Origin of the sequence: Mesorhizobium hawassense, from assembly GCF_003289945.1 — a bacterium.
Taxonomy (GTDB): Bacteria; Pseudomonadota; Alphaproteobacteria; order Rhizobiales; family Rhizobiaceae; genus Mesorhizobium; species Mesorhizobium hawassense.
On the sequence record NZ_QMBP01000002.1, the window covers coordinates 300,992 to 325,345 of the forward strand.

17 protein-coding genes are annotated in these 24,354 nt (G+C 63.9%); 13 read left to right on the forward strand and 4 right to left on the reverse strand.

Annotation, left to right across the window (positions count from 1 at the left end; genetic code table 11):
* Positions 1-21 precede the first annotated feature (21 nt).
* The 8 genes from DPM33_RS05680 to DPM33_RS05715 all read left to right on the forward strand — a co-directional run bounded on the left by DPM33_RS05680 (position 22) and on the right by DPM33_RS05715 (position 8,611).
* Positions 22-951, forward strand: coding sequence for a heme-dependent oxidative N-demethylase family protein (locus tag DPM33_RS05680; RefSeq protein WP_112096425.1), 930 nt, complete (start codon positions 22-24; stop codon positions 949-951).
* 132 nt (positions 952-1,083) lie between these two features.
* Entirely contained in the window at positions 1,084-2,529 is a 1,446-nt protein-coding gene (locus tag DPM33_RS05685) for a homospermidine synthase (RefSeq protein ID WP_112096426.1), read from the forward strand.
* A gap of 186 nt (positions 2,530-2,715) precedes the next feature.
* Positions 2,716-3,090, forward strand: coding sequence for an Omp10 family outer membrane lipoprotein (locus DPM33_RS05690; protein WP_112096427.1), 375 nt, complete (start codon positions 2,716-2,718; stop codon positions 3,088-3,090).
* A 191-nt stretch (positions 3,091-3,281) separates the two neighbouring features.
* Positions 3,282-5,339 (forward strand): bifunctional metallophosphatase/5'-nucleotidase, encoded by a 2,058-nt coding sequence (locus tag DPM33_RS05695; protein ID WP_112096428.1) that lies wholly within the window; start codon positions 3,282-3,284, stop codon positions 5,337-5,339.
* A gap of 73 nt (positions 5,340-5,412) precedes the next feature.
* Positions 5,413-5,721: a hypothetical protein gene (locus DPM33_RS05700; RefSeq protein ID WP_146770208.1), complete on the forward strand. Its 309-nt coding sequence runs from the start codon at positions 5,413-5,415 to the stop codon at positions 5,719-5,721.
* A gap of 149 nt (positions 5,722-5,870) precedes the next feature.
* Positions 5,871-6,935, forward strand: a complete 1,065-nt coding sequence (hemH, locus tag DPM33_RS05705; protein WP_112096430.1) for a ferrochelatase — start codon at positions 5,871-5,873, stop codon at positions 6,933-6,935.
* A gap of 135 nt (positions 6,936-7,070) precedes the next feature.
* Positions 7,071-8,021, forward strand: coding sequence for an SPFH domain-containing protein (locus tag DPM33_RS05710; protein WP_112096431.1), 951 nt, complete (start codon positions 7,071-7,073; stop codon positions 8,019-8,021).
* 125 nt (positions 8,022-8,146) lie between these two features.
* Entirely contained in the window at positions 8,147-8,611 is a 465-nt protein-coding gene (locus DPM33_RS05715) for an NfeD family protein (protein WP_112096432.1), read from the forward strand.
* A 117-nt stretch (positions 8,612-8,728) separates the two neighbouring features.
* Here DPM33_RS05715 and DPM33_RS05720 read toward each other — a convergent pair whose 3' ends face one another.
* The gene (locus tag DPM33_RS05720) at positions 8,729-9,730 is read right to left on the reverse strand and encodes a KpsF/GutQ family sugar-phosphate isomerase (protein WP_112096731.1); all 1,002 of its coding nucleotides are present in this window, start codon (positions 9,728-9,730) and stop codon (positions 8,729-8,731) included.
* Between the two features lie 160 nt (positions 9,731-9,890).
* Between DPM33_RS05720 and DPM33_RS05725 the strand changes: the two genes are divergently transcribed.
* Positions 9,891-11,690 (forward strand): outer membrane beta-barrel protein, encoded by a 1,800-nt coding sequence (locus DPM33_RS05725; protein ID WP_112096433.1) that lies wholly within the window; start codon positions 9,891-9,893, stop codon positions 11,688-11,690.
* Positions 11,691-11,708: 18 nt separating this feature from the next.
* Here the strand turns inward: DPM33_RS05725 and galU are convergent, their stop codons facing one another.
* Positions 11,709-12,614 (reverse strand): UTP--glucose-1-phosphate uridylyltransferase GalU, encoded by a 906-nt coding sequence (gene galU / locus DPM33_RS05730; protein WP_112096434.1) that lies wholly within the window; start codon positions 12,612-12,614, stop codon positions 11,709-11,711.
* A gap of 224 nt (positions 12,615-12,838) precedes the next feature.
* On the opposite strand from galU, the gene DPM33_RS05735 reads away from it, so the two are divergent.
* Together DPM33_RS05735 and DPM33_RS05740 are read left to right on the forward strand one after the other, a co-directional pair.
* Positions 12,839-14,059: a lytic murein transglycosylase gene (locus DPM33_RS05735; RefSeq protein WP_112096732.1), complete on the forward strand. Its 1,221-nt coding sequence runs from the start codon at positions 12,839-12,841 to the stop codon at positions 14,057-14,059.
* 113 nt (positions 14,060-14,172) lie between these two features.
* A complete protein-coding gene (locus tag DPM33_RS05740; RefSeq protein WP_112096435.1) occupies positions 14,173-15,393 on the forward strand; it encodes an SGNH/GDSL hydrolase family protein in 1,221 nt (406 codons plus the stop codon).
* Positions 15,394-15,547: 154 nt separating this feature from the next.
* Here the strand turns inward: DPM33_RS05740 and DPM33_RS05745 are convergent, their stop codons facing one another.
* Together DPM33_RS05745 and gltB are read right to left on the reverse strand one after the other, a co-directional pair.
* On the reverse strand, positions 15,548-17,002 hold the full coding sequence (locus DPM33_RS05745; RefSeq protein WP_112096436.1) for a glutamate synthase subunit beta: 1,455 nt from the start codon (positions 17,000-17,002) through the stop codon (positions 15,548-15,550).
* Positions 17,003-17,144: 142 nt separating this feature from the next.
* On the reverse strand, positions 17,145-21,881 hold the full coding sequence (gltB, locus tag DPM33_RS05750) for a glutamate synthase large subunit (RefSeq protein ID WP_112096437.1): 4,737 nt from the start codon (positions 21,879-21,881) through the stop codon (positions 17,145-17,147).
* 493 nt (positions 21,882-22,374) lie between these two features.
* Between gltB and DPM33_RS05755 the strand changes: the two genes are divergently transcribed.
* Both DPM33_RS05755 and DPM33_RS05760 read left to right on the forward strand, forming a co-directional pair.
* Positions 22,375-23,424, forward strand: a complete 1,050-nt coding sequence (locus DPM33_RS05755) for a threonine aldolase family protein (RefSeq protein ID WP_112096733.1) — start codon at positions 22,375-22,377, stop codon at positions 23,422-23,424.
* Between the two features lie 24 nt (positions 23,425-23,448).
* Positions 23,449-24,342: an MBL fold metallo-hydrolase gene (locus DPM33_RS05760; RefSeq protein ID WP_112096438.1), complete on the forward strand. Its 894-nt coding sequence runs from the start codon at positions 23,449-23,451 to the stop codon at positions 24,340-24,342.
* Positions 24,343-24,354: the final 12 nt, after the last annotated feature.

The window sequence follows — 24,354 nt, forward strand, 5'->3', positions numbered from 1 at the left end:
CTGGATAACAATCAAACAGGCATCCGCCATCCGACCCATACACCCTATGACGGGTCCTCGAAGCTCTTTAGCATCGGGCTGAAGCCGCTCGATTTCGACCGCTGGATCGAGGCCGACGAGTTCCTGCTGCCGCATCTCGCCGAAAAGCAACGGCTCTACACCGAAATCCCGGAAAAGGTGTTTGTCGAGGAAGACGGCACCCATGACGCTCAGCGCGAAGTGCTCGACCTGCTCGTCGCCCATCTCGAAGCCGCGCATCCCGTAACCCACCGCCGCAACGGAGCCGATGTCGAGCCGGTCGGTTTCGAGGGTATAACCGATAGACTGCCTCCTGCCTTGCGCGGGGCGCCGCTGGCAAAGGCCTCGTTGCTCGTTCAGGAAGACCTGATCCTGATGCGTCGCGACGAGCGCGGCTGGCGGCTCGCCGCCGGCTCCCTCTGCTTCCCTTCATCCTGGTCGCTGCAGGAGAAATTCGGCAAGCCGCTGCAGGAAATCCACGAACCCGTGCCCGGCTTCGGACCCGGCACGCGGCCGGCCGAGCTCATCAACCGCATGTTCGACGGCCTGCAGGGCCAGGCGGTCGAGCGCTTCAACTGGTCGATCCAGGCCAACGATGCGCTCTATCATCCGCTTTCCAATGTCGAGCGCATCGACCGCGCCACCAACCGCCCGAGCCGCTTCCCTGACGGCGACGTCAACGCCCATGCCTTCATCCGCGTCGAACGCCAGACGCTGCGCAAGTTGCCAGTGTCGCGCGACATCCTCTTCACCATCCGCATCCACCTCGATCCGCTCAAGGTGCTTGATGCGCATCCGGACCGGGCGACATTGGCGGCCTCCTTCGCGGAGCAGCTCCTGGCCCTCGACCAGCAACAGCTCGACTACAAGGGCCTGACCGCCGACCGCGACCGGCTGGTTGCATTCCTCGGCCGCATGGCCGGATCGGCTTAACCACACGCCCCGAACGGCCTAGCCGGCGGTTGGCGCTTTTCGCTGGTTTATGACAATGATCTGTGGTGTAGCGCTTGGCCGTCGGGCCAAAGGCGCCCGGTTTTGTGCGTGTTTGAAGGAGTATGCGAAAAAATGGCGAATGAAAACTGGCCCGTTTACGGTGAAATCACCGGTCCTGTCGTGATGATCGGCTTCGGGTCGATCGGACGGGGAACGCTGCCGCTGATCGAGCGCCATTTCAAGTTCGACAAGTCGCGGATGACGGTTGTCGATCCGCTCGACACCGACCGCAAGCTGCTCGACGAGCGCGGCATCGCCTTCGTCCAGGAAGCGGTGACCGAGAAGAATTACAAGAAGCTGCTCACGCCGCTTCTGACCAATGGTGGCGGCCAGGGCTTTTGCGTCAACCTGTCGGTCGACACCGGCTCGGTGGACCTGATGAAATTGTGCCGCAAGCTCGGCGTGCTCTACATCGACACCGTCGTCGAGCCGTGGCTCGGCTTCTATTTCGACGCCACCGCCGACAATGCCAGCCGCACCAACTATGCGCTGCGCGAGGCGATGATCAAGGAAAAGCACGACAAGCCGGGCGGGCCGACGGCGGTTTCCACCTGCGGCGCCAATCCCGGCATGGTCTCGTGGTTCGTCAAGAAGGCGCTGGTCAACCTCGCCACCGACCTCGGTCTCGAGTTTTCGGAGCCGGCGCAGGAAGATCGCGAGGCCTGGGCCAAGCTGATGAAGAAGGCCGGCGTCAAGGGCATCCATATCGCCGAGCGCGACACCCAGCGCACCAAGAAGCCTAAGCCGATGGACGTGTTCTGGAACACCTGGTCGGTCGAGGGCTTCATCTCGGAAGGCCTGCAGCCGGCCGAACTCGGCTGGGGCACGCATGAGAACTGGATGCCGAAGAACGGCAAGAAGCACAAGCACGGCTCCAAGGCGGCGATCTATCTGGAACAGCCGGGTGCCAACACGCGCGTGCGCTCGTGGTGCCCGACGCCGGGTCCGCAATACGGCCTGCTGGTGACGCATAACGAGGCGATTTCAATCGCCGATTTCTTCAGCGTGCGCTCGAAGAAGGGCAAGCTTCAATACCGCCCGACCTGCCACTACGCCTACCACCCCTGCAACGACGCCTTGCTGTCGCTGGACGAGATGTTCGGCGCCGCCGGCAAGCCGCAGCCGGTCCACCACGTGCTCGACGAGAACGAGCTGGTCGACGGCGTCGACGAGCTAGGGGTGCTCCTCTATGGCCACGACAAGAACGCCTATTGGTATGGCTCGCAGCTGTCGCTGGCCGAGGCGCGCAAGCTTGCCCCCTACCAGAACGCCACCGGCCTGCAGGTCACCTCGGCAGTGCTCGCCGGCATGGTCTGGGCGCTGGAGAATCCGGCGGCCGGCATCGTCGAAGCCGACGAGATGGATTATCGGCGCTGCCTCGAAGTGCAGTCGCCCTATCTGGGGCCGGTCAGGGGCTACTATACCGACTGGACGCCGCTCGATAACCGCCCTGGCCTCTTCCCGGAGGACCTGGACAAGGACGACCCGTGGCAGTTCCGCAACATTCTGGTGCGATAGCAGCCGGACCTGCCAAAGCAATTCCAGGAAAAGTGTGAAACGGTTTTCCGTCCGGAATTGCGTAAAAACAATGAGGCAGAGCGGTTCGCCGTTTCCGAGAAACGGCGAACCGCTCTGCCTCACCGCCTTGCAATCGCCCGGAAATCGGGCGATTGAAGGGAGCGGACTGAGGAGAGGATTTTCAAAATGACCATTGCGCGCAAACTGCTTTCGGCAGGCGCCGCGGCAAGCCTGTTGGCTGCGGCCGCCTGCACCACCACCGGACCTTCGGAACCACCGGCCGCTGCCGCGCCCAAGGGGGTGGAAGGTTCCTGGGTCGACGCCACGGGCCAAGCCGTCTCGACATTCAATGGCGGAAAGTACACGACGGTCGCTGCTCAAACCGGGGAGAAATTCGCGGAGGGAACCTACACGATGACCGGCGCCACATCGCTCGAGATTACAGGCACATCGTTGATCCGCCAGACGCCGATCCATACGAACTGCCTGCTGATATCCCTCAGCCAGCTCAACTGCACGGACGCGACCGGGAAGAACTTCGTGTTCACTCGACGCTCCTGAGCTCCAACGATCGGGCAAGGAAAATGGACGGCGGCGCGAGCCGCCGTCCATTTTTGTGCCGGCAAACATCTCCCTGATTTGTGCTTGCATCGGCCGGAACCCGATGTGAACATGACCCGAAGCTGACTGTTATTTTTCAGTCAAGCGAGGGCATTAAGCACCGTGAGAGTCAGCTTATCCGGGAGACGAAGATGAACAAGATTGCCGCGATCCTAGCCCTGTCCGCCTCGACGCTCGGCCTGTCGGCTGGCGTGTCTTTTGCCGACTACACGCTGAACATCCTGCATTTCAACGATTGGCACAGCCGCATCGAAGGCAACAACAAATACGAGTCGACCTGTTCGGCCGACGAGGAGACCAAGGGCGAATGCATCGGCGGCGCTGGCCGGCTGATCACCGCGATTGCTGAGGAGCGCAAGAAGCTCGAAGGGCAGAACGTGCTGCTGCTCAACGCCGGCGATAGCTTCCAGGGATCGCTGTTCTACACCACCTACAAGGGCGCCGTGGAAGAGGAGTTCCTCAACCAGATCAAGCCCGACGCGGTAACGCTCGGCAACCACGAATTCGACGACGGCGAGACCGCGCTTGTGCCTTACCTCGACAAGGCGAAGTTCCCGATCGTCAGCGCCAATGTCGTGCCCAACGACAAGTCCGGCGCCGCCGGCAAGCTCAAGTCGTCGATCGTCGTCGAGGTCGGCGGTCAGAAGATCGGCATCATCGGCGCCGTCACCAACGACACGCCGGAGCTCGCCTCCCCCGGCCCCAACATCGCCATCACGGACGACGTCAAGTCGATCACGGCGGAGGTCGAAAAGCTCAAGGCGCAAGGCGTCAACAAGATCATCGCGGTCACCCATATCGGCTACAGGCGCGAGCGCGACGTGATCGCCAAGATCCCCGGTATCGACGTGGTGATCGGCGGCCACAGCCACACGCTGCTGTCGAACACCGATCCGAAAGCCGAGGGCCCGTATCCGACGATGGTCGACAACCCCGACGGCTCCAAGGTGCCGGTGGTGCAGGCCGCGTCCTATTCGAAATATCTCGGCGAATTCAAGGTCGTGTTCGACGACAACGGCGTCGTCAAGGAAGCCAGCGGCGCGCCGATCTATCTCGACAAGTCGATCACGCCCGATCCCGCCGTGCTCGCCCGCATCAAGGAACTCGGCGCGCCGATCGAGGCGCTGAAGAACAAGGAGGTGGCCGAAACCACCAAGGCGATCGACGGCAGCCGGGAGAATTGCCGTGCGCGCGAATGCGAGATGGGCAATCTCGTCTCCGACGCCATCCTCGACCGCACCAAGGGCCAAGGTGTCGAGATCGCCATCTCGAACGGCGGCGGCCTGCGCGCCTCGATCGACCAGGGCACGGTGACCATGGGCGAGGTGCTGACCGTGCTGCCGTTCCAGAACACGCTGGCGACCTTCAAGATCTCGGGCAAGGACCTGGTCGCGGGCCTCGAAGGCGGCCTCAGCCAGATCGAGGACGGCGCCGGCCGCTTCCCGCAGGTTGCCGGCCTCAAATACTCCTTCGACAAATCGGTCGCGGCCAATGCCGGCCGTGTCAAATCGGTCGAGGTGATGGAGAACGGCGCCTGGGCGCCGATCAATCCGGACAAGCAGTATCTCGTCGCCACCAACAACTATGTCCGCCAGGGCGGCGACGGCTACAAGGTCTTCGCCGACAAGGCCAGCGACGCCTATGACTACGGCCCTGGCCTGGAGCAGGTGGTGGCCGACTATCTTGGCGCGCATCGGCCCTATACGCCGAAGCTCGACGGCCGCATCACCGAAATTGCGGCGACGACGGCGGCGGCGGAACCCGCCAAGCCCGCTGCGACCGCGCCGGCACCCGCAGCAGAACCAGCAAAGCCGGTCGAGGCTGCACCGGCGACCGGTGAATCTGCGATGCCGGCCTTGCCTTCCGGTTCCAGCGATATTGCCGGTACGCCGCCAGCCGTTCCGGCCGAGACCGCGCCTGCGGCGCCCGCAGCGGAACCGGCCAAGCCCGCCGAGGCCGCCCCGGCAACGCCTACCCCTGCCCCGGCCGCCGAACCGGCCAAGCCGGCGGAAGCGAAGCCCGCCGAGACCAGCCATACCGTCGCCGCCGGCGATACCTATTGGGACCTGGCCAAGCAAGCCTATGGCGACGCCACCAAGTGGAAGCTCATCTCCGAGGCCAACAAAGACTACAAGCCGCGTCGCCTGCCGCTCGGCGCGACGCTAACCATTCCGCCGGCCGCGAAGTAATCGACCATTGGGAACATTATCGCACCCGCCCCGGCAACCGGGCGGGTGCTTAGTACGCGCCAGGTGAGTGGACTTGGATACGCTCGTCATAGAAGTGAAGCCCCAGTATGGCCATGGATGGTTCATCGCCGGCGAGCACCGTTTTGAAGTACCTGCCCCTTTCTCGGTGAAGGTTGAGACCTCACAGCTTGAAAGCTCGCAGCCCAGGGTCTGGACCGGGATCGTGCTAACCGAGGGGCATGAATTTGAAGGGTGCCGATTGACCCTGACCCCACGTCATGTGGAGTGGTCGGGTATCGTCAACATTTTGATTGAAGCGGACCGGCTCACGAGCGGCTTTGGGGAGATAGTCAGTCTTCCGCCGCAAGACGTTTCAATCTGATCCGAATGCCAGTAGCCTATCGAGGCCTATATTCCTGTCGCAATCTTGGTTTGCCAACCAGACAATAGCCGCGTGGTAAGGTGCGGCCAGACGCGGCATTGAAAACCGGCAGGGCATCGCTAGTTTCGCGGCGCTACCGGAGACCGTTCATGACGCTTGCCAGCCCCACCGATGCCGAAGCCGCCAAGGCCGTGGGTCCGCTGTCCGTCGACGCCGCGCCTGTCCGGCCGGGCAGGATCGGCATCATGCTGGTCAATCTCGGCACGCCCGACGGCACCGACTTCAAGCCGATGTGGCGGTATCTCAGGGAATTCCTCTCCGATCCACGCGTCATCGAGCTCAACAAGGCGATCTGGTACCCGATCCTCTACGGGCTGGTGCTGACCACCCGGCCGAAGAAATCGGGCGCCAACTATGCCAGGATCTGGAACCGGGAGAAGAACGAGTCGCCGCTGCGCACCTTCACCCGCGCTCAAGGTCAGAAGCTGGCCGCAGCGCTCACCGACCTGCCTAACGTGACGGTCGACTGGGCAATGCGCTACGGCAATCCCTCGACGGCAAGCGTCGCTCAAAAACTGGTCGACCAGGGCTGCGAGCGCATCCTCACCTTTCCGCTCTATCCGCAATATTCGGCGACAACGACGGCGACGGCCAACGACCAGTTGTTCCGCGCGCTGATGAAGATCAGGCACACGCCGGCGATCCGCAGCGTGCCGCCCTACTATGACGAACCGGTCTATATCGAGGCACTGGCACGTTCGATCGAGAAGCACCTGGCGACGCTCGATTTCGAGCCGGAAGTGGTGATCACCTCCTACCACGGCATCCCGAAACCCTATTCCGACAAGGGCGACCCCTACCGGGCGCACTGCCTGGAGACGACGCGGCTGCTCCGGGCAAGGCTCGGTTGGAATGAGAACAAGCTCATCGCCACCTTCCAGTCGCGTTTCGGCGCGCAGGAATGGCTGCAGCCCTACACCGACGTCACCGTCGAGAAGCTGGCCAAGGACGGCGTTAAATCGATCGCCATCGTCAATCCCGGCTTTTCCGTAGACTGCATCGAGACGCTGGACGAGATCGGCCGCGAAGCGGCCGAGACCTTCCATCACGCCGGCGGCCGGAACTTCGCCCACATCCCTTGTCTCAACGACAGCGCCGAGGGCATGACGGTGGTCGAGGCGTTGGTGCGGCGCGAGCTTTCCGGCTGGGTGTGACCGGCTTCACCGACGGGCTTGAAAGCGGTGCGCAAAACCCGCCGCTAACCAATATTAGCGATCACCTGATTGTAACGTTTCGGAAACACACTTAAGTGATTCCGTGAGGTCGCCGCCTTTTGAGGGAGAAACGAAATGGGCTTTAGCGGTTTCAGTATCTCGATCATTGTCCTTGTCTTCTTTGTCGTCATCCTGCTTTTCAAAGGCATCAGGACGGTGCCGCAAGGTTACAATTACACGGTGGAGCGCTTCGGCCGTTACACCAAGACGCTGGCCCCTGGCCTCAACATCATCAACCCCATTTTCGAGCGCGTCGGCGCCAAGATGAACATGATGGAGCAGGTGCTCGATGTCCCGACGCAGGAGATCATCACCCGCGACAACGCCATCGTCGGCGTCGACGGTGTCGCCTTCTACCAGGTTCTGAACGCACCGCAGGCGGCCTACCAGGTCTCCGGCCTGCAGAACGCTATTCTCAACCTGACCATGACCAACATCCGTACCGTCATGGGTTCGATGGACCTCGACGAATTGCTGTCCAACCGCGATGCGATCAACGAACGGCTGCTGCGCGTCGTCGACGAGGCTGCGCACCCGTGGGGCATCAAGATCACCCGCGTCGAGATCAAGGACATCAATCCACCGGCCAACCTGGTGGAATCGATGGGCCGCCAGATGATGGCCGAGCGCGACAAGCGCGCCCAGATCCTGGCCGCCGAAGGCATGAAGCAGTCGCAGATCCTCGAGGCCGAGGGCCGCAGGGAGGCAGCCTTCCGCGACGCCGAGGCGCGCGAACGCTCGGCCGAGGCAGAAGCCAAGGCGACGCAGGTCGTTTCGGAGGCCATCGCCAAGGGCGACGTGCAGGCGATCAACTACTTCGTCGCGCAGAAATACACCGAGGCGTTGGCCAGGATCGGCTCCTCCAGCAACAACAAGATCGTGCTGATGCCGTTCGAAGCCTCCTCGCTGATCGGCTCGCTCGGCGGCATCGGCGAGATCGCCCGCGAAGTGTTCAAGGGCGACAGCCCTTCCGGCACGCAGCGGCAGGGCTCGCGCCCGCCGGTCGTGCGGCAATCCGACAGCTGAGGTGACGGCCGCAATTCCAGGAAAAGTGTGACGCGGTTTTCCGTTCGGAATTGCGGCAAACAGAGAAAATAGGACGGTTCCTCGTTTCCGTGAAACGAGGAACTGCTCCGGGTGGGAGAACATCAATGATCGACCGCATCGTTTCGGAACTCGGCCCGTGGAACTGGATGGTTCTCGGTATCGTGCTCCTGGTGATGGAAGTCGTGGCGCCTGGTGTGTTCATGCTGTGGATAGGCATCGCCGCGCTGATCATCGGCGCGGTGTCGCTGGCGATCTGGGACGCCGCCTTCTGGACCTGGCAGGTCCAGGTCCTTGCTTTCCTTCTGCTTGCCGTGGTCTCGGCCTTTGTCGGCAGGCAGATCGCCGTCGGCAGGCAGGGCAGCATCGACCAGCCGCTGCTCAATCGCCGCGGCGCGCAGATGGTCGGCCGCACGGCAACGCTGGCCGAGCCGATCAAGAACGGCCGCGGTCGTATCCGGCTCGGCGACACGCTGTGGCGCGTCTCCGGTCCCGACCTGCCGGTTGGCGCTCAGGTGCGTGTGACGGGCGCCGCGGATACCGATCTGGAGCTGACGGTCGAGGCGATCTAAGCAAGTCCAGGAGAAGTGTGAGCGGTTAGGCTCGGCGACCTCGCCGTAGCCTCCCGTCCGCAACTAACCCGGGACGGATTGAGATTTCAGGCCGATTCGGCCTGAAATCATCCGGCTTCAGGCTGCGCCAATGCGCAGCAGGTCGTGGAAATGAACCACGCCAACCGGCATTTTGTTTTTGATCACCACAAGCGCGCCGATATTGTGCTCGTTGAGCATCGCGATCGCCGTGCCCGCAAGCGTCTGCGGATCGATCGTCTTGGGCGTGCGGGTCATGACCTCGTCGACGCTGACGTCGGCCAGATTGCGATGCAGATTGCGCGCGACGTCGCCGTCGGTGACGATCCCGACCAGTTTGCCGCTGGCATCGACGATGCAGACGCAACCGACTTTCTTCTGCGACAGCGTCATCACCGCTTCCGGCATCTTGGTGCCGACCAGGGCCAGCGGAATCTGGTCGCCGGTCCGCATGATCTCCGAGACCAGGGTCAGATTGGCGCCAAGCTGCCCGCCCGGGTGCAAGGTTCGGAAGTGATCGGGCGTGAAACCGCGCGCCTCGAGCAGCGCGATCGCCAGCGCATCGCCCATGACGAGTTGCAGAAGCGTCGACGTCGTCGGCGCCAGCCCGTGCGGACAGGCCTCAGGCACGATCGGCAACAGCAAAACCACATCCGCCGCCCGAGCCAGCGCCGAGGTCTCGCCCGAAGTGATGGCGATCAGCGGGATGGAGAAGCGCCTCGAATAGGCGACGATGCCCATCAGTTCCTTGGTCTCGCCCGACCACGACATGGCGATGATGGCGTCGTCGCGGGCGATCATCCCGAGATCGCCGTGATTGGCCTCCGCAGAATGGACGAAGAAGGCGGGCGTGCCGGTCGAGGCAAGCGTTGCGGCAATCTTGGAGCCGATATGGCCGCTCTTGCCGACGCCGGTGACGATGACGCGGCCTTCGATATGGGAGATCAGGTCGATGGCGCGTGCGAACGGCTCGGCCAGTCCGTTCGCGAGCGCGGCGCCAAGCGCCGCCACGCCGGCCTGCTCCGTCGCCACCGTTCTCAGCGCCGATTCGATCGCGGCCTGCCTGTCCGGCTGCTTTCTTTCTGGGGACCCCGCATGCATGGCAGAAGCCATTAGCGCCATGTCGTCCGCCTGTCCAACGGAATTGCCGTTCGCGCTCGTTTGTGGGCAGCACAGCTAGTCGGTCTCAACCCTCCGTTAACCATCCGCATTTACGGTTCGGTAAGTATGGCGCAACCGCGCCGCGCAAGCAGTGGTGACGATGTCCGGGGGCCAGCCTGAAACGAAAATAGGTCGAAAGGGCATTGCCGTCGCGGCACTGCTGCTGACGGCTAGCGCCCTTGCAATGCTGCGCCCGGTGCCGGCATTTTCCCAGGAGACCGAGCTGCGTGGCGAGGTTTCCGAATCGGCCATACTCGCCGACCAGCAGCGCAAGGCCAGGCAACTGCGGGCGCAGGGATCGCAGGATCAGAACGCGCCCGCGGCCGCCCAGGATACGGCGCCGACGACCTATCAGCCGGCAAGCCCCGGCGCCGTTCCGGATGACGACCAGGCGACGGCGGACAGTATCTTCGACCAGCCGCAGGCGACCGACGCCTCCCCGGCCGACACGACGGCGCCGGTAAAGCCGCGCCGCCCTTCGACGGCGAAGCAGCGCGAGCAGGACACCAAGGCCGGCACTCGGGGCACGAGAGCCGGCACCAAGACCGCCGACAAGAAGAAGGCCAAGAAGAAACCCGGCGCGGCGACGGACAGCACGACCACCGCCGCGACCGCCGCGACGGGCAGCCAGACCGATGGCGCCGCCACCGACGAGGTGGATGCCAATCGCCGCGCCCTCACCATCGACAGCGTCGACAAGCAGAAGCTCGACCCAGGCCAGGAGCGCACCGGATCGATCGATGGGCAGAAGGTGAAGCCCGAGGACGATCCGTTCGCCGCCCCCGGCGTCAAGATCGGCACCTTTCTCTTCCGGCCGACGCTCGAGCAGGGCTTCACCGCGACGTCCAATGCCGATGCCAGCAGCACCGGCAAGTCGGCCGTTCTCGCCGAAACCGCGCTGCGTTTCACCGCCACCTCCGACTGGCGCGAGAATTCGGCTCTGATCACCGGCTACGGCCAGTTCCGCAACACCGTCTCAGGCGAGAAGATCAACGACGCGCAGGGTCGCATCGAGGGCCAGCTCAATGTCGATCTCGACAACGAGCTGCGCGCCATCGCCAAGCTGGGCTACGAGGCGGCACCCGAATCGGCTTCCTCGCCGGATGCGATCGCCGGCGTCACCTCGCAGCCGCTGCGCCAGACCGTGGACGGCAGCCTCGGTCTCGAAAAGAGCGTCGGCAAGATGCGTTACGCGCTGACCGGCGCGGTCTCGCACGACTTCTACGGCGATGCCGAGCTCTCGGACGGAACCAGCATATCGCAGAAGGATCGCGACAACACGCTCTACACGGCAACGCTGCGCACCGGCTATCAGGTGTCGCCGGCGCTGACGCCGTTCACGGAAGTCGAACTCGGCCGCAGGGTCTATGACCAGCGTCTCGATACCGACGATTTCGCGCGTTCCTCGAAGCGGCTCGGCGCCCGCGCCGGCCTCGAGCTCGATATGGGTGAGAAGCTGTCCGGCGAATTCTCCGTCGGCTGGTTGCGCGAGGCGCTTGACGACAGCCGCCTCCCGGCAATCGCCGGGCCGTCCATCAATGCCGACCTCAAATGGTCGCCCGAGCGCGGCACCACAATCGGGCTAACCGGAAAGACCAACGTCGAGACGACCACTACGGCGGATCAGAGCGGCGACATCCTCTACTCCGGTCGTCTGACCGGCGAGCGCCAAATCCGCGCCAATCTGACGGCGAACACGGCGCTCGGCCTCGACTGGCGCGACTACACCGGCTCCGACGGCCACGACATGATTCTGAGCGCCGAAGCCGGCCTGACCTGGTGGCTGAACCGTTATGCCGGCCTTACCACCAGGGTCAGGACCGAGAAGCTGACCAGCAATCTGCCTGGCCGCGACTACACCGCCAACACCATCTATCTCGGATTGAAGGTTCAGCGCTGAAGGTTCAGCGCTGACAGATTAGGAAGCCGCGCCCCGCCGCTCCACTGGCCGCACCTCATCGAGCAGCGTGCGGATGACGCTGGCCATGCTCCCGTTCATGTCGCTGCGCCAGAGCGCAAAGGCGACATTGGCCTCGACGAAACCTTCCGGCGAGCCGCAGTCGAAGGTGCGCCCCTTGTAGTGATAGCCGTAGAAAGGCTGCTTTTTCTCCAGCTTCAGCATCGCGTCGGTCAGCTGGATCTCGTTGCCGGCGCCGCGTTCCTGGCTTTCCAGTATGCCGAAGATTTCCGGCTGCAGGATGTAGCGGCCGTTGATGAAGAGGTTGGAGGGTGCCGTGCCCAGCTTCGGCTTCTCCACCATGCCGGTGATGCGGAAGCCGTGATGGGTGTCCTCCCCGCGGCCGACGATACCGTATTTATGCGCCTCGGCGGGGTCGCATTCCTGCACGGCGATAATGTTGTTGCCGGTCTCGGCGTAGAGCTCGACCATATCCTTCATGCAGCTCTTTTCCGACTGCATGATCATATCCGGCAAAAGCAGCGCGAAGGGCTCGTCGCCGACCAGCTCGCGGGCGCACCAGACGGCGTGACCGAGACCCATCGGCACCTGCTGGCGCGTGAAGCTCGTCTGTCCCGGCGCCGGCTGCAGACGCTGCAGCCGGGCAAGCTGGTCGTCCTTGCCGCGCTGGGCGAGCGTGTCATAGAGCTCGAACTGGACGTCGAAATGATCCTCGATGACCGCCTTGTTGCGCCCTGTCACGAAGATGAAATGCTCGATGCCGGCGTCGCGCGCCTCGTCGACCACATACTGGATGACCGGCCGATCGACGACGGTCAGCATCTCCTTCGGAATGGCCTTGGTGGCCGGAAGGAACCGTGTGCCGAGGCCGGCGACCGGGAAAACTGCCTTACGAACTCGCTTCATGCTGCGCCACCCTTGCGTTTCGGCCAATTATCCGCGCGGCGGCGCGCTCCGCAATCCCCTCGAACATTTTCGCGCCGGAATGTTGGACTAACTAACCGCTAAGTTGAACGTGAGAGCTAAAAGCCTCGGCGCCTCTTTTCGTTCCCGGCGGCACCTATGGTAAACTAAATACTAACCCGGTTCGGCGTTGAATGATTCTTCCTGATTTGACGAAGGAGGAAATGATGTCGGTTCGAAACTCGGCCAGGCGCCTGACGGCCCTCGCGACGGCTGCCGGCCTCACCCTGGCCCTGCTGATGCCCGCCGGCCCCGCTTTTGCCGATGCCGGGTTTCGCCAGTGGGTCGCGGGCTTCCGCGCCACCGCGGTCGCCGGCGGCGTTTCCGGCGCCGTCTACGACCAGGCCATGCGAGGCATCGAGCCCGACCCGGTCGTGCTGGAAAAGGCCAGCACCCAGCCGGAATTCACCGCACCCGCCTGGGATTATTTCGACAACCGCGTCCATGACCAGTCCGTGGCCAACGGCAGGGCGATGGCGAAGAAATGGAAGCCTTGGCTCGACCGCATCGAGGCGCGGTTCGGTGTCGACCGCAACATCCTTCTGGCCATCTGGTCGATGGAATCGAACTATGGCGAGATCCTCAAGCGCGACGACATCATGCGCAATGTCATCCGCTCGCTGTCGACGCTCGCCTATGGCGACGCGAAGCGTTCCAAATATGCTCGCACCCAGCTGATCGCGGCGCTGAAGATCCTGCAGACCGGTGACATCGACGAGAGCCATCTGATGGGCTCATGGGCCGGCGCGATGGGCCAGACGCAGTTCATCCCGACCAGCTATCAGCGCTACGCCGTCGACATGGACGGCAACGGCAAGCGCGACATCTGGAATTCGATCCCCGACGCGCTGTCGACCTCCGCCAACCTTCTGAAGAAGAACGGCTGGCAGGCCGGCAAGACCTGGGGCTACGAGGTCACCATACCGGCCGGCAAACTGCCTGGCGGAGCAAAGACGATCGCTCAGTGGCAGGCGCTCGGCGTCGTCAGGGCAAGGGGCAAGCCGTTCAAGAACCTGACCGACAAGGCGACGCTGAAGGTGCCGGACGGCAGGGGCGGCCCGGCCTTCCTGATGATCAGGAACTTCTCGGTCATCAAGGCCTACAACAACGCCGACAAATACGCTCTGGCCGTCGGCCTCCTGGCTGACGAGATCGCGGGCGGCACCGGCCTGGTGCAGGACTGGCAGCGGCCTTTCACCAAGCTCAGCTTCGAGGAGCGCCAGGAACTGCAGAAGCGGCTTTCCGAGCACGGCTATTATGAAGGCAAGTTCGACGGCAAGATCGGCGATGGCTCGAAAGCCGCCATCATGGCCTATCAGGCCAAGGTCGGCTTGACCCAGGATGGCTATCCGAGCATGGAAGTGCTCAAATGGCTCCGCAAGCAGTAGAGCCGGCCATAGCGGCAAGCATCCTTTCAAACACGGCAAGGATGCCGTAGCGCTTCGGCTTGCGCATGACTTTGCGTGTCCGCCCGGTCATGCGCCAAGGGATGGAGAGGTGTTTGGTTTCGGTTGCGCGTATCAGGCAGGGCATTCGCCGGGCGCCGATCCTGATTCTCGCCCTTGCCGTGCTTGTCGTCACCGCCGCCGGCGCCTTCCACGCCCCGGCCTTCGCGCAGGAGCAAAGCCGCGGCTGGTCGTTGCGTGACCTTTTGTTCCCGCGCCGCAGCGAACGTATCGAGCCGCCGTTGGACGTCGAGAAACCGCGGCCGAAACCGAAGAAGAAACCCAAGCCGCGTCCGCCGGCGGAGCCGGAAACGCCGATCGTCGAAAAGACGAACGATGCCCGCGTCGTTCTGGTGGTCGGCGATTTTCTGGCTGCCGGGCTGGCCGAGGGCCTGGACACCGCTTTTGCCGACAATGCCGCCGTCAGGATCGTCGCGCGCGCCAACGGCTCGTCCGGCTTCGTGCGCGACGACGTCTACAACTGGCCGGTCGAGATCAAGTCGCTGATCGAGACCGAGAAGCCAGCCGCCGTGGTCGTCATGCTGGGCTCCAACGACCGGCAGCAGATGAAGGTCGGCGACGTGCGCGAGCAGCCGCGCTCGGAGAACTGGACCAAGGAATATGAGCGCCGTACCGATGCGCTCGGCAAGGCCCTGCAGGACTCCAAGGTGCCGTTCCTGTGGGTCGGCATGCCGGCTTTCCGCGTGCCGAAGATGAACTCCGACATGCTTGCCTTCAACGACATCTATCACTCGGTCGCGCAAAGCCATGACGGCGAGTTCGTCGACGTCTGGGACGGCTTCGTCGACGAGAACGGCGCTTTCGTCACCTCCGGCCCGGACATCAACGGCCAGCCGGTGCGCCTGCGCTCCGACGACGGCATCAACGTCACCAAGGCCGGCAAGCGCAAGCTAGCTTTCTATACGGAAAAGCCGCTGGCCAAGATTCTTGGACTGGCCGCGCCCGGCAGCGTCACCACCGTCTCGGCGCCGACCGGCGAGCCGGTCGAAGCGTCGAAGCCGGCCGCCGCACCCGTCATCGTCGACCGCACAGCGCCGATGCTGCTCGGCGATCCGTCGCTCGACGGCGGAACGGAGCTGCTTGGCGCAGCCCAGCCCGCGAAAGCCGATCCGAATCTACCCGGCGAAAAGCTGATCGTCGAAGGCAAGGCGCCGGCAGCTTCACCCGGCCGCGCGGATGATTTCTCCCGACCGCCGAAATCACAGCCGGCGAACGTCGCCGCTCAGCCCGATACGGCGACCGGCATCAATCAGTAGCTCATCGGCTCGGAGACCGTTTCAGAAATTCGCTCCTGCGAGTCAGATGGTGGTGTTTTCGAGAACCGGAGCGGAGCGTACGTTGACGTACGTGAGCACCGGAAGCGCACAAAAGGCCATCAGCTGACCGTAGGAGTAGAATTTCTAAACGGTCTCAGCGCGGCAGCACCGTCGATCCCATCAACGCCTCGTCGATCGAGCGCGCCGCCTGGCGGCCCTCGCGGATCGCCCACACCACCAGCGACTGGCCGCGGCGCACGTCACCCGCCGCATAGAGCTTGTCGACGCTCGTCCGGTAGTCGCGGTCGTTCGCCTCGACATTGTTCGAACGGCGGCTGTCGGTGACGACCATGATCTTGCCGTCGAGCTCCTTCATCAGGCTGCCGCTCGCCGGCCCGGCAAAGCCGATGGCGATGAAGGCGAGATCGGCGCGAATGACGAACTCGGTGCCGGCGATCGGCCTGCGCTTGTCGTCGACCTCGCAGCAGCGCACGCCGGTCAGCTGGCCTTCCTCGCCGATGAATTCGAGCGTCGCCACCTGGAACTCGCGCTCCGCGCCCTCGGCCTGCGAGGAGGACGTGCGCATCTTGGTCGCCCAATAGGGCCATACCGCGAGCTTGTCTTCCTTCTCCGGTGGCTGCGGACGGATGTCGAGCTGCGTCACCCGCACCGCGCCCTGGCGGAACGCGGTGCCGATGCAGTCCGACGCGGTGTCGCCGCCGCCGACCACGACGACATGCTGGCCGCCGGCGATGATCGGGTGCGAAGGCCAAGCCACCGACTGGATCGGCTCGCCACCGACGCGGCGGTTCTGCTGCACCAGATAGGGCATGGCATCGTAGACACCGCTGAGATCGGCGCCCGGAATACCGGCCGGGCGCGGCGTTTCCGAGCCGCCGCAATAGAGCACGGCGTCGAATTCCTCGATGAGATCGGCGATCCTCATGTCGACGCCGACATTGACGCCGCAATGGAAGGTGACGCCCTCGCCCTGCATCTGTTCGATGCGCCGGTCGATATAGTGCTTCTCGATCTTGAAGTCCGGAATGCCGTAGCGCATCAGCCCGCCGGGGCGGCTCTCGCGTTCATAGACATGCACGTCGTGGCCGGCGCGGCCGAGCTGCTGCGCCGCCGCCATGCCGGCCGGGCCGGAACCGATGACGGCGACCCGCTTGCCGGTCTTCTTCTCCGGCGGATAGGGCCGGATATGGCCGGTCTCATAGGCCTTGTCGGCGATCGCCTGCTCGACCGTCTTGATGGCGACCGGAATGTCCTCGAGGTTCAGCGTGCAGGCTTCCTCGCACGGCGCGGGGCAGATGCGGCCGGTGAACTCCGGGAAATTGTTGGTCGAATGCAGGTTGCGGATCGCATTGTCCCAGTCGCCATTGTAGACGAGGTCGTTCCAGTCCGGGATCTGGTTGTGGATCGGACAACCCGTCGGCCCGTGGCAGAACGGAATGCCGCAATCCATGCAGCGCGCTGCCTGTTTTTCGACCTCCTTGTCCGACATCGGCAGCGTGAATTCGCGGAAATGCCGGATGCGGTCGGAAGCCGGCTGGTACTTATGCACCTGCCGGTCGATTTCGAGAAAGCCTGTTACCTTGCCCATAGTCCAGTCCCTGCTGTCCGAAGGCACGCTCTTGTCGGCGCACCCGTTAACCCCATAAGGCCCCCATGGCAACCGAAGTCCGGGGGCAGGATTGTTGGTGAGGATGCCGGCCGGAAAGTCATCTTCCCGGCCGTGCCCGAAACTATTCCGCCGCCACGCTCATGCGCATGCGTTCCATCTCGATCAGCGCGCGGCGATATTCCACCGGCATGATTTTTCGGAATTTCGGCCTGAAATTCTGCCAGTCGTCGAGGATCTCGCGGCCGCGCACCGAGCCGGTGAAATGCACGTGGTTCGAGATCAGCTGGTAGAGCCGCTCCTCGTCATGGCTGGTCATGTCGCCCGACACGTCGACGCGACCCTTATGGTCGAGGTCGCCACCGTGATGGAGCAGCTTCTCCATCAGATCGTCCTCTTCCGGGACCGGCTCCAGCTCGACCATCGCCATGTTGCAGCGCTCGGCGAAATCGCCCTTCTCGTCCAGCACATAGGCGACGCCGCCCGACATGCCGGCCGCGAAGTTGCGCCCGGTCTTGCCGAGCACCACGACGATGCCGCCGGTCATGTACTCGCAGCCATGGTCGCCGACGCCTTCGACGACGGCCGCCACGCCCGAATTGCGCACCGCGAAGCGCTCACCGGCGACGCCGGCGAAATAGGCTTCGCCCTCGGTCGCGCCGTAAAGCACTGTGTTGCCGACGATGATCGAGTCAGCCGCGACGATCTTGGCCTCTTCCGGCGGTCGGATGACGATGCGGCCGCCCGACAGGCCCTTGCCGACATAGTCGTTGCCGGCGCCGACCAGCTCGAACGACACGCCGCGCGCCAGGAAAGCAGCGAATGACTGCCCGGCGGTGCCAGTGAGCTTCACCTGGATGGTGTCTTCCCGAAGGCCCTTGTGCTTGAAGCGCTTGGCGACCTCGCCCGACAGCATCGCGCCCGCCGAGCGATCGACGTTGCGGATGTCGACCTCGATCCTGACCGGCTGCTTGCTTTCAAGCGCCGGCTTGGCCAACTCGATCAGCTTGCGGTCGAGGACGTCGTCGATCGGATGCTTCTGCCGCTCGGTCCAGTGCAGCGCCTCATGCGGCGCGTCCGGCTTGAAGAACATCTTCGAGAAGTCGAGCCCACGCGCCTTCCAATGCTGGATGACGTCGCGCTTCTCCAGCAGATCGGTGTCGCCGATGATCTGGTCGATATGCGTGTAGCCCATTTCGGCCAGCAGCGCCCGCACCTCTTCCGCCACGTAGAAGAAGAAGTTGATGACGTGCTCGGGCGTACCCTTGAAGCGCTTGCGCAGCACCGGGTCCTGCGTCGCGACGCCGACGGGACAAGTGTTCAGATGGCACTTGCGCATCATGATGCAGCCGGCCGCGATCAGCGGCGCGGTCGAGAAGCCGAACTCGTCGGCGCCGAGCAGCGCGCCGATGATGACGTCGCGCCCGGTGCGCAACCCACCGTCGACCTGCAGCGCCACGCGTGAGCGCAACCCGTTGAGCACCAGCGTCTGATGCGTTTCGGCCAAGCCCATTTCCCACGGGCTGCCGGCATGCTTGAGCGAGGTCAGCGGCGAGGCGCCGGTGCCGCCGTCATAGCCGGAGATGGTGATGTGGTCGGCGCGCGCCTTGGCGACGCCCGCCGCGACCGTGCCGACGCCGACTTCCGACACCAGCTTGACCGACACGTCGGCCGCCGGATTGACGTTCTTCAGATCGTAGATCAGCTGCGCCAGATCCTCGATCGAATAGATGTCGTGATGCGGCGGCGGCGAGATCAGGCCGACGCCGGGCGTCGAGTGCCGGACCTTGGCGATGGTCGCATCGACCTTGTGACCGGGCAGCTGGCCGCCCTCGCCGGGCTTGGCGCCCTGCGCGACCTTGATCTGCATGACGTCGGAATTGACCAGGTACTCCGCCGTCACGCCGAACCGTCCCGAAGCGACCTGCTTGATCGCCGAGCGCTCCGGGTTCTTGCCGCCGCCGGGCAGCGGCAGATAGCGGTCGGCCTCTTCGCCGCCCTCGCCGGTGTTCGACTTGCCGCCGATCTGGTTCATGGCGCGCGCCAGCGTGGTGTGCGCTTCCCTGGAGATCGAGCCGAACGACATCGCGCCGGTCGAGAAGCGCTTGACGATCTCGGCCGCTGGCATGACGTCGTCGATCGCGACCTTCTTGCGCCCGCTCTCGTCCGCCAGCTTGATCTTGAAAAGGCCGCGGATGGTTTGCGCCCGCGCGGTCGCGCTGTCGATCTGCGCCGAGTAGTCCTTGAACGTATCCCACGAGCCTTGCCGCACGGCGTGCTGCAGGCTGGCGACCGCGTCGGGCGACCACATATGCGCCTCGCCGCGCATGCGGTACATATATTCGCCGCCCACCTCGAGGTTGTTGCGCAGCACCGGATCGCTGCCGAAGGCATCGCCATGGCGGCTGAGCGTCTCGGTGGCGATCTCGTCCAGGCCGACGCCCTCGATCAGCGTCGCGGTGCCGGTGAAATACTTCTCGACGAAATCCGACTTCAGCCCGATGGCGTCGAAGATCTGCGCGCCGCAATAGGACTGGTAGGTCGAGATGCCCATCTTGGACATCACCTTGAGGATACCCTTGCCGATCGACTTGATGTAGCGCGAGACCACCTCGTACTCGTCGACCTCTTCCGGCAGCTCGCCGCGCTTGTGCATGTCGAGCAGCGTGTCGAAGGCGAGATAGGGATTGATCGCCTCGGCGCCGTAGCCGGCCAGACAACAGAAGTGATGCACTTCGCGCGGCTCGCCGGTCTCCACCACGAGGCCGACCGAGGTGCGCAGGCCCTTGCGGATCAGGTGATGATGCACGGCCGCTGTCGCCAGCAGCGAAGGAATGGCGATGCGGTCCGGACCGACCTGGCGGTCGGACAGGATGATGATGTTGTAGCCGCCGGCGACCGCCGCCTCGGCGCGCTCGCAGAGCCGGTCGATGGCGCCCTGCATGCCGGCAGCGCCCTCGTTCGAGCCGTAGGTGATGTCGATCGTCTTGGTGTCGAAACGGTCCTCGGTGTGGCCGATGGAGCGGATCTTCTCGAGGTCGCCATTGGTCAGGATCGGCTGACGCACTTCGAGCCGCTTGCGGCGCGACGTGCCGACCAGGTCGAAGATATTCGGCCGCGGCCCAATGAACGACACCAGGCTCATCACCAGCTCCTCGCGGATCGGGTCGATCGGCGGGTTGGTGACCTGGGCGAAGTTCTGCTTGAAATAGGTGTAGAGCAGCTTCGACTTGTCCGACATCGCCGAGATCGGCGTGTCGGTGCCCATCGAGCCGACGGCTTCCTGGCCGGTGGTGGCCATCGGCGCCATGAGAAGCTTGGTGTCTTCCTGCGTGTAGCCGAACGACTGCTGGCGATCGAGCAGGCTGACGTCCTTGCGCAGCGCGCGCGGCTCGACCGGCTTGAGGTCTTCGAGAATGAGCTGCGTGTTGGCGAGCCAGGTCTTGTAGGGATGCCTGGTCGCGATCTCCGACTTGATCTCTTCGTCGGAGACGATGCGGCCCTTGGCGAGATCGATGAGCAGCATGCGGCCGGGCTGCAGCCGCCACTTCTGCACGATCTTGTCCTCCGGCACCGGCAGCACGCCGGCCTCCGAAGCCATGATGACCCGGTCGTCGTCGGTGACGATGTAGCGCGCCGGGCGCAGGCCGTTGCGGTCGAGCGTGGCGCCGATCTGACGGCCGTCGGTGAACACCACCGCGGCCGGACCGTCCCACGGCTCCATCAGCGCCGCATGGTATTCGTAGAAAGCCTTGCGGTCGCAATCCATGAGCTTGTTGCCGGCCCAGGCTTCCGGGATCAGCATCATCATGGCGTGGCTGAGCGAATAGCCGCCCTGGAACAGGAACTCGAGCGCGTTGTCGAAGCACGCCGTGTCCGACTGGCCCTCATAGGAGATCGGCCACAGCTTCGAGATGTTGTTGCCGAACAGTTCGGAATCGACCGAAGCCTGACGCGCCGCCATCCAGTTGTTGTTGCCGCGCACCGTGTTGATCTCGCCATTATGCGCGACCATGCGGTAGGGATGCGCGAGCTTCCACGACGGGAAGGTGTTGGTCGAGAAACGCTGATGGACGAGGATCAGCGCGGTCTCGAAACGTGGGTCCTTGAGGTCCTTGTAATAGGCCCCGACCTGGTAAGCCAGGAACATACCCTTGTAGACGATGGTGCGCGCCGACAGCGACACGCAATAGGAGCCGATATCGCGGTTGTTGTTCTCGGCATAGATGCGCCCCGAGATCACCTTGCGCAGCAGATAGAGTCGCGCCTCGTATTCCTCGTCGTCGGTGATGTCGGGCGTACGGCCGATGAACACCTGCCGGTGGAACGGCTCGGACGCGACGATGTCGGGTGCCTTCGACAACGACGAATTGTCGACCGGCACGTCGCGGAAGCCGAGGAGCGGCAGGCCTTCCGACTGCGCCGATTCGGCGATGATCTCCTCGATATGGGCGCGCAGGGCAGCATCCTGCGGCATGAACCAGTGGCCGACGCCGTATTGGCCGGACGGCGGCAACTCGACGCCCTTGGCCGCCATTTCCTCGCGGAAGAAGCCGTCAGGGATCTGCACCAGCACGCCGGCGCCATCGCCGACCAGGGGGTCGGCGCCGACGGCGCCGCGATGGGTGAGGTTTTCCAGCATCGCCAGACCGTCCTCGACGATCCGGTGCGACTTTGCGCCCTTCATGTTGGCGATGAAGCCGACGCCGCAGGCGTCATGCTCGTTGCGCGGATCGTAGAGGCCCTGCGCGGCGATGCCGCCGGCAGTTCGGAGGTCTTTGGCCAGGACGATATTTTTAACGGCTGTCGCTTTCGTCTGCGCGGCCTGGCCGTTGATCGCAGATGGCGTCAGTTCCGTCATCGTCCTGTCCTCCGTTCTCCACCTTGGCCCTGACTGTCTGAGGGCGCTGGTTTGCCTTGGGAAGCGAGAATGCTTCCCCTTTGATCCTGCTGCACGTCTCGCGAAATCCATCGAACCATACGGCTATACGCCCGGTTCGCATCCGGTATCGTACAGGCCAGAGCCGGGCCGTCTACCCGCCGCTCGCGACAATGGCCGGAATGGCATCGATGATACGCCAGTCCAGCCTGTTTTGTGCGACAAAATAAGACAGCACTACTGTCCTAAATTTTTTATGGCAGAAATCCGGCACCCACACAAGACCGATTCACAAAAATCTTGACGGCGCCGCGACACAAAATTTCGTGACAGGCGCCGCAAACGTAAGCTTTGGTCCAGGCGCCTTGCGGCGACGGGGCTGGCTTCACCGCTTTGCCAATCATTGGCCCTTGCGCTCCGGTCGCCGAAGCGATCAAGTCGCGCCGCTTTTGCCAATCACGATATGGACCTCTCGATGTTTTTTGCATCCGACAACTGGGCGGGCGTTCACCCCGATATTTCGGCCAACCTGTCGCGCCATGCCGCGGGCACCGCTGTCGCTTACGGCGACGGCGATCTGGACCGCGCCGTCTATCGCCGCTTCAACGATATCTTCGAGCGCGAGGTGCAGGTCTTCTTCGTCGCGACCGGCACGGCGGCCAACGCGCTTTCCATGGCTTGGGTGAACCGTATCGGCGGCATCGCTCTTTGCCATTCCGAGGCGCATATGCATGTCGACGAGTTCGGCGCAATGAGCTTCTACACCGGCGGCGCGCGCACCGCGCCGGTGCGGGGACCGCTGGGGCGCATCAACCCGGAGGCGCTCGACCGGGCCATAAAGCGCTATTCGCAGGATCTCGCCCCTGCCGGCCAGCCGATGGCGGTGACCGTCACCCAGGCGACCGAGGTCGGCACGGTCTACAGCGTCGACGACGTCAAGGCGATCGCCGAGGTCAGCCGCCGCCACAAGCTGCCGCTGCACATGGACGGCGCGCGCTTTGCCAATGCGATCGCGGCGACGGGCGCCAGCCCGGCCGAAATGACCTGGAAGAGCGGCGTCGACCTGATCTCCTTCGGCGCCACCAAGAACGGTTGCTGGATGGCCGACGCGGTGGTGATCCTCAATCCCGATGTCGGCAAGGAATTGCGCCTGCTGCGCCAGCGCGCCGGACAGACCTTCTCCAAGGCCCGTTTCATTTCGGCCCAATTCGAGGCCTATCTCACCGACGATCTGTGGCTGCGGATGGCCGGGCACGCCAATGCGATGGCCGCGCATCTGGCCGAGACGATCGAGGACGCGCCGGCCGGCAGGCTCGCCTGGCTGCCGCAGGCCAACGAAGTGTTCGCCATTCTCGGTCGCGCCACGGCGGAAAAGCTGCAGGCGGCCGGCGCCAAATTCTACGAATGGGGCGTGCCGCAGGGTTTCGACGGGCATCTGGGCGACAATGAAGCGATCTACCGTTTCGTCGCCAGCTTCGCGACCACGACGCAAGAGATCGATCGCCTTGGTCAGATGCTCGCCTGAGTTTTGCAAGTAGAGGGCAACCGGATGACCAGGCCATCTCTCGGCTCAACCATGCGGCTGGTTCGTCCGGCGCACAACGTGCTGGGCTTCTACGACGGCCGCGTCGATGGCGTTCGCATCTGGTCGGACGAGCCGAATTGGCTCGACGACGGCGCTTACACGCTCGGCATCTGCACCTATGCGATCGTCGATGGATCGCAGGCGCTCGTCTACGACACGCATGTATCCCTGCCTCATGCCCGCTTCATCCGGCGAACCCTCGAGGCGATGGGCGCAACCTCGATACGCGTCGTGCTCAGCCACTGGCATGACGACCATATCGCCGGCAACGAAGTGTTCCAGGATTGCGAGATCATCGCCAACCGCCTCACCGCCTCGGCACTCGAACGCGCCCGGGCCGACATCGAGAGCGGCAATCCGCCGATCAAGCCGCTGGTGCTGCCCAACAGGACGTTCGAGAACAGCTTAAGCCTGACGGTCGGGGCCATCCCGGTCGAACTGCGCCAGGTCGAAATACACAGCCATGACGGCACTGTGCTGGTCATGCCCGATGCTGGCCTCCTATTCGCCGGTGACACGCTGGAGGATTCGGTCACCTATGTCTCTGAGCCGGAGCGTCTGGCGGAACATCTGATCGACCTCGAGCGCATGTCCGGTTGGCAGTTCGATCGGATCCTGCCCAACCACGGTTCCTTCGAGGCGATCGAAGCCGGCGGCTACGACAAGAGCTTCATCGCGGCGACCGATGCCTATGTCCGAAAGCTGCTTGCCTGCCGGCAAGACTCCAACTTGGCGAAGCAGGATTTGAAAACCTTCGGCGCCGATATGTTTGCGACAACGGCGGTTGAGTATTTTGCGCCCTACGAGGCCGTTCACCGCCAAAATGTCGAGGCCGTTCTTGCGGCAAATGGCCAATAGGCTGCGGTGCAG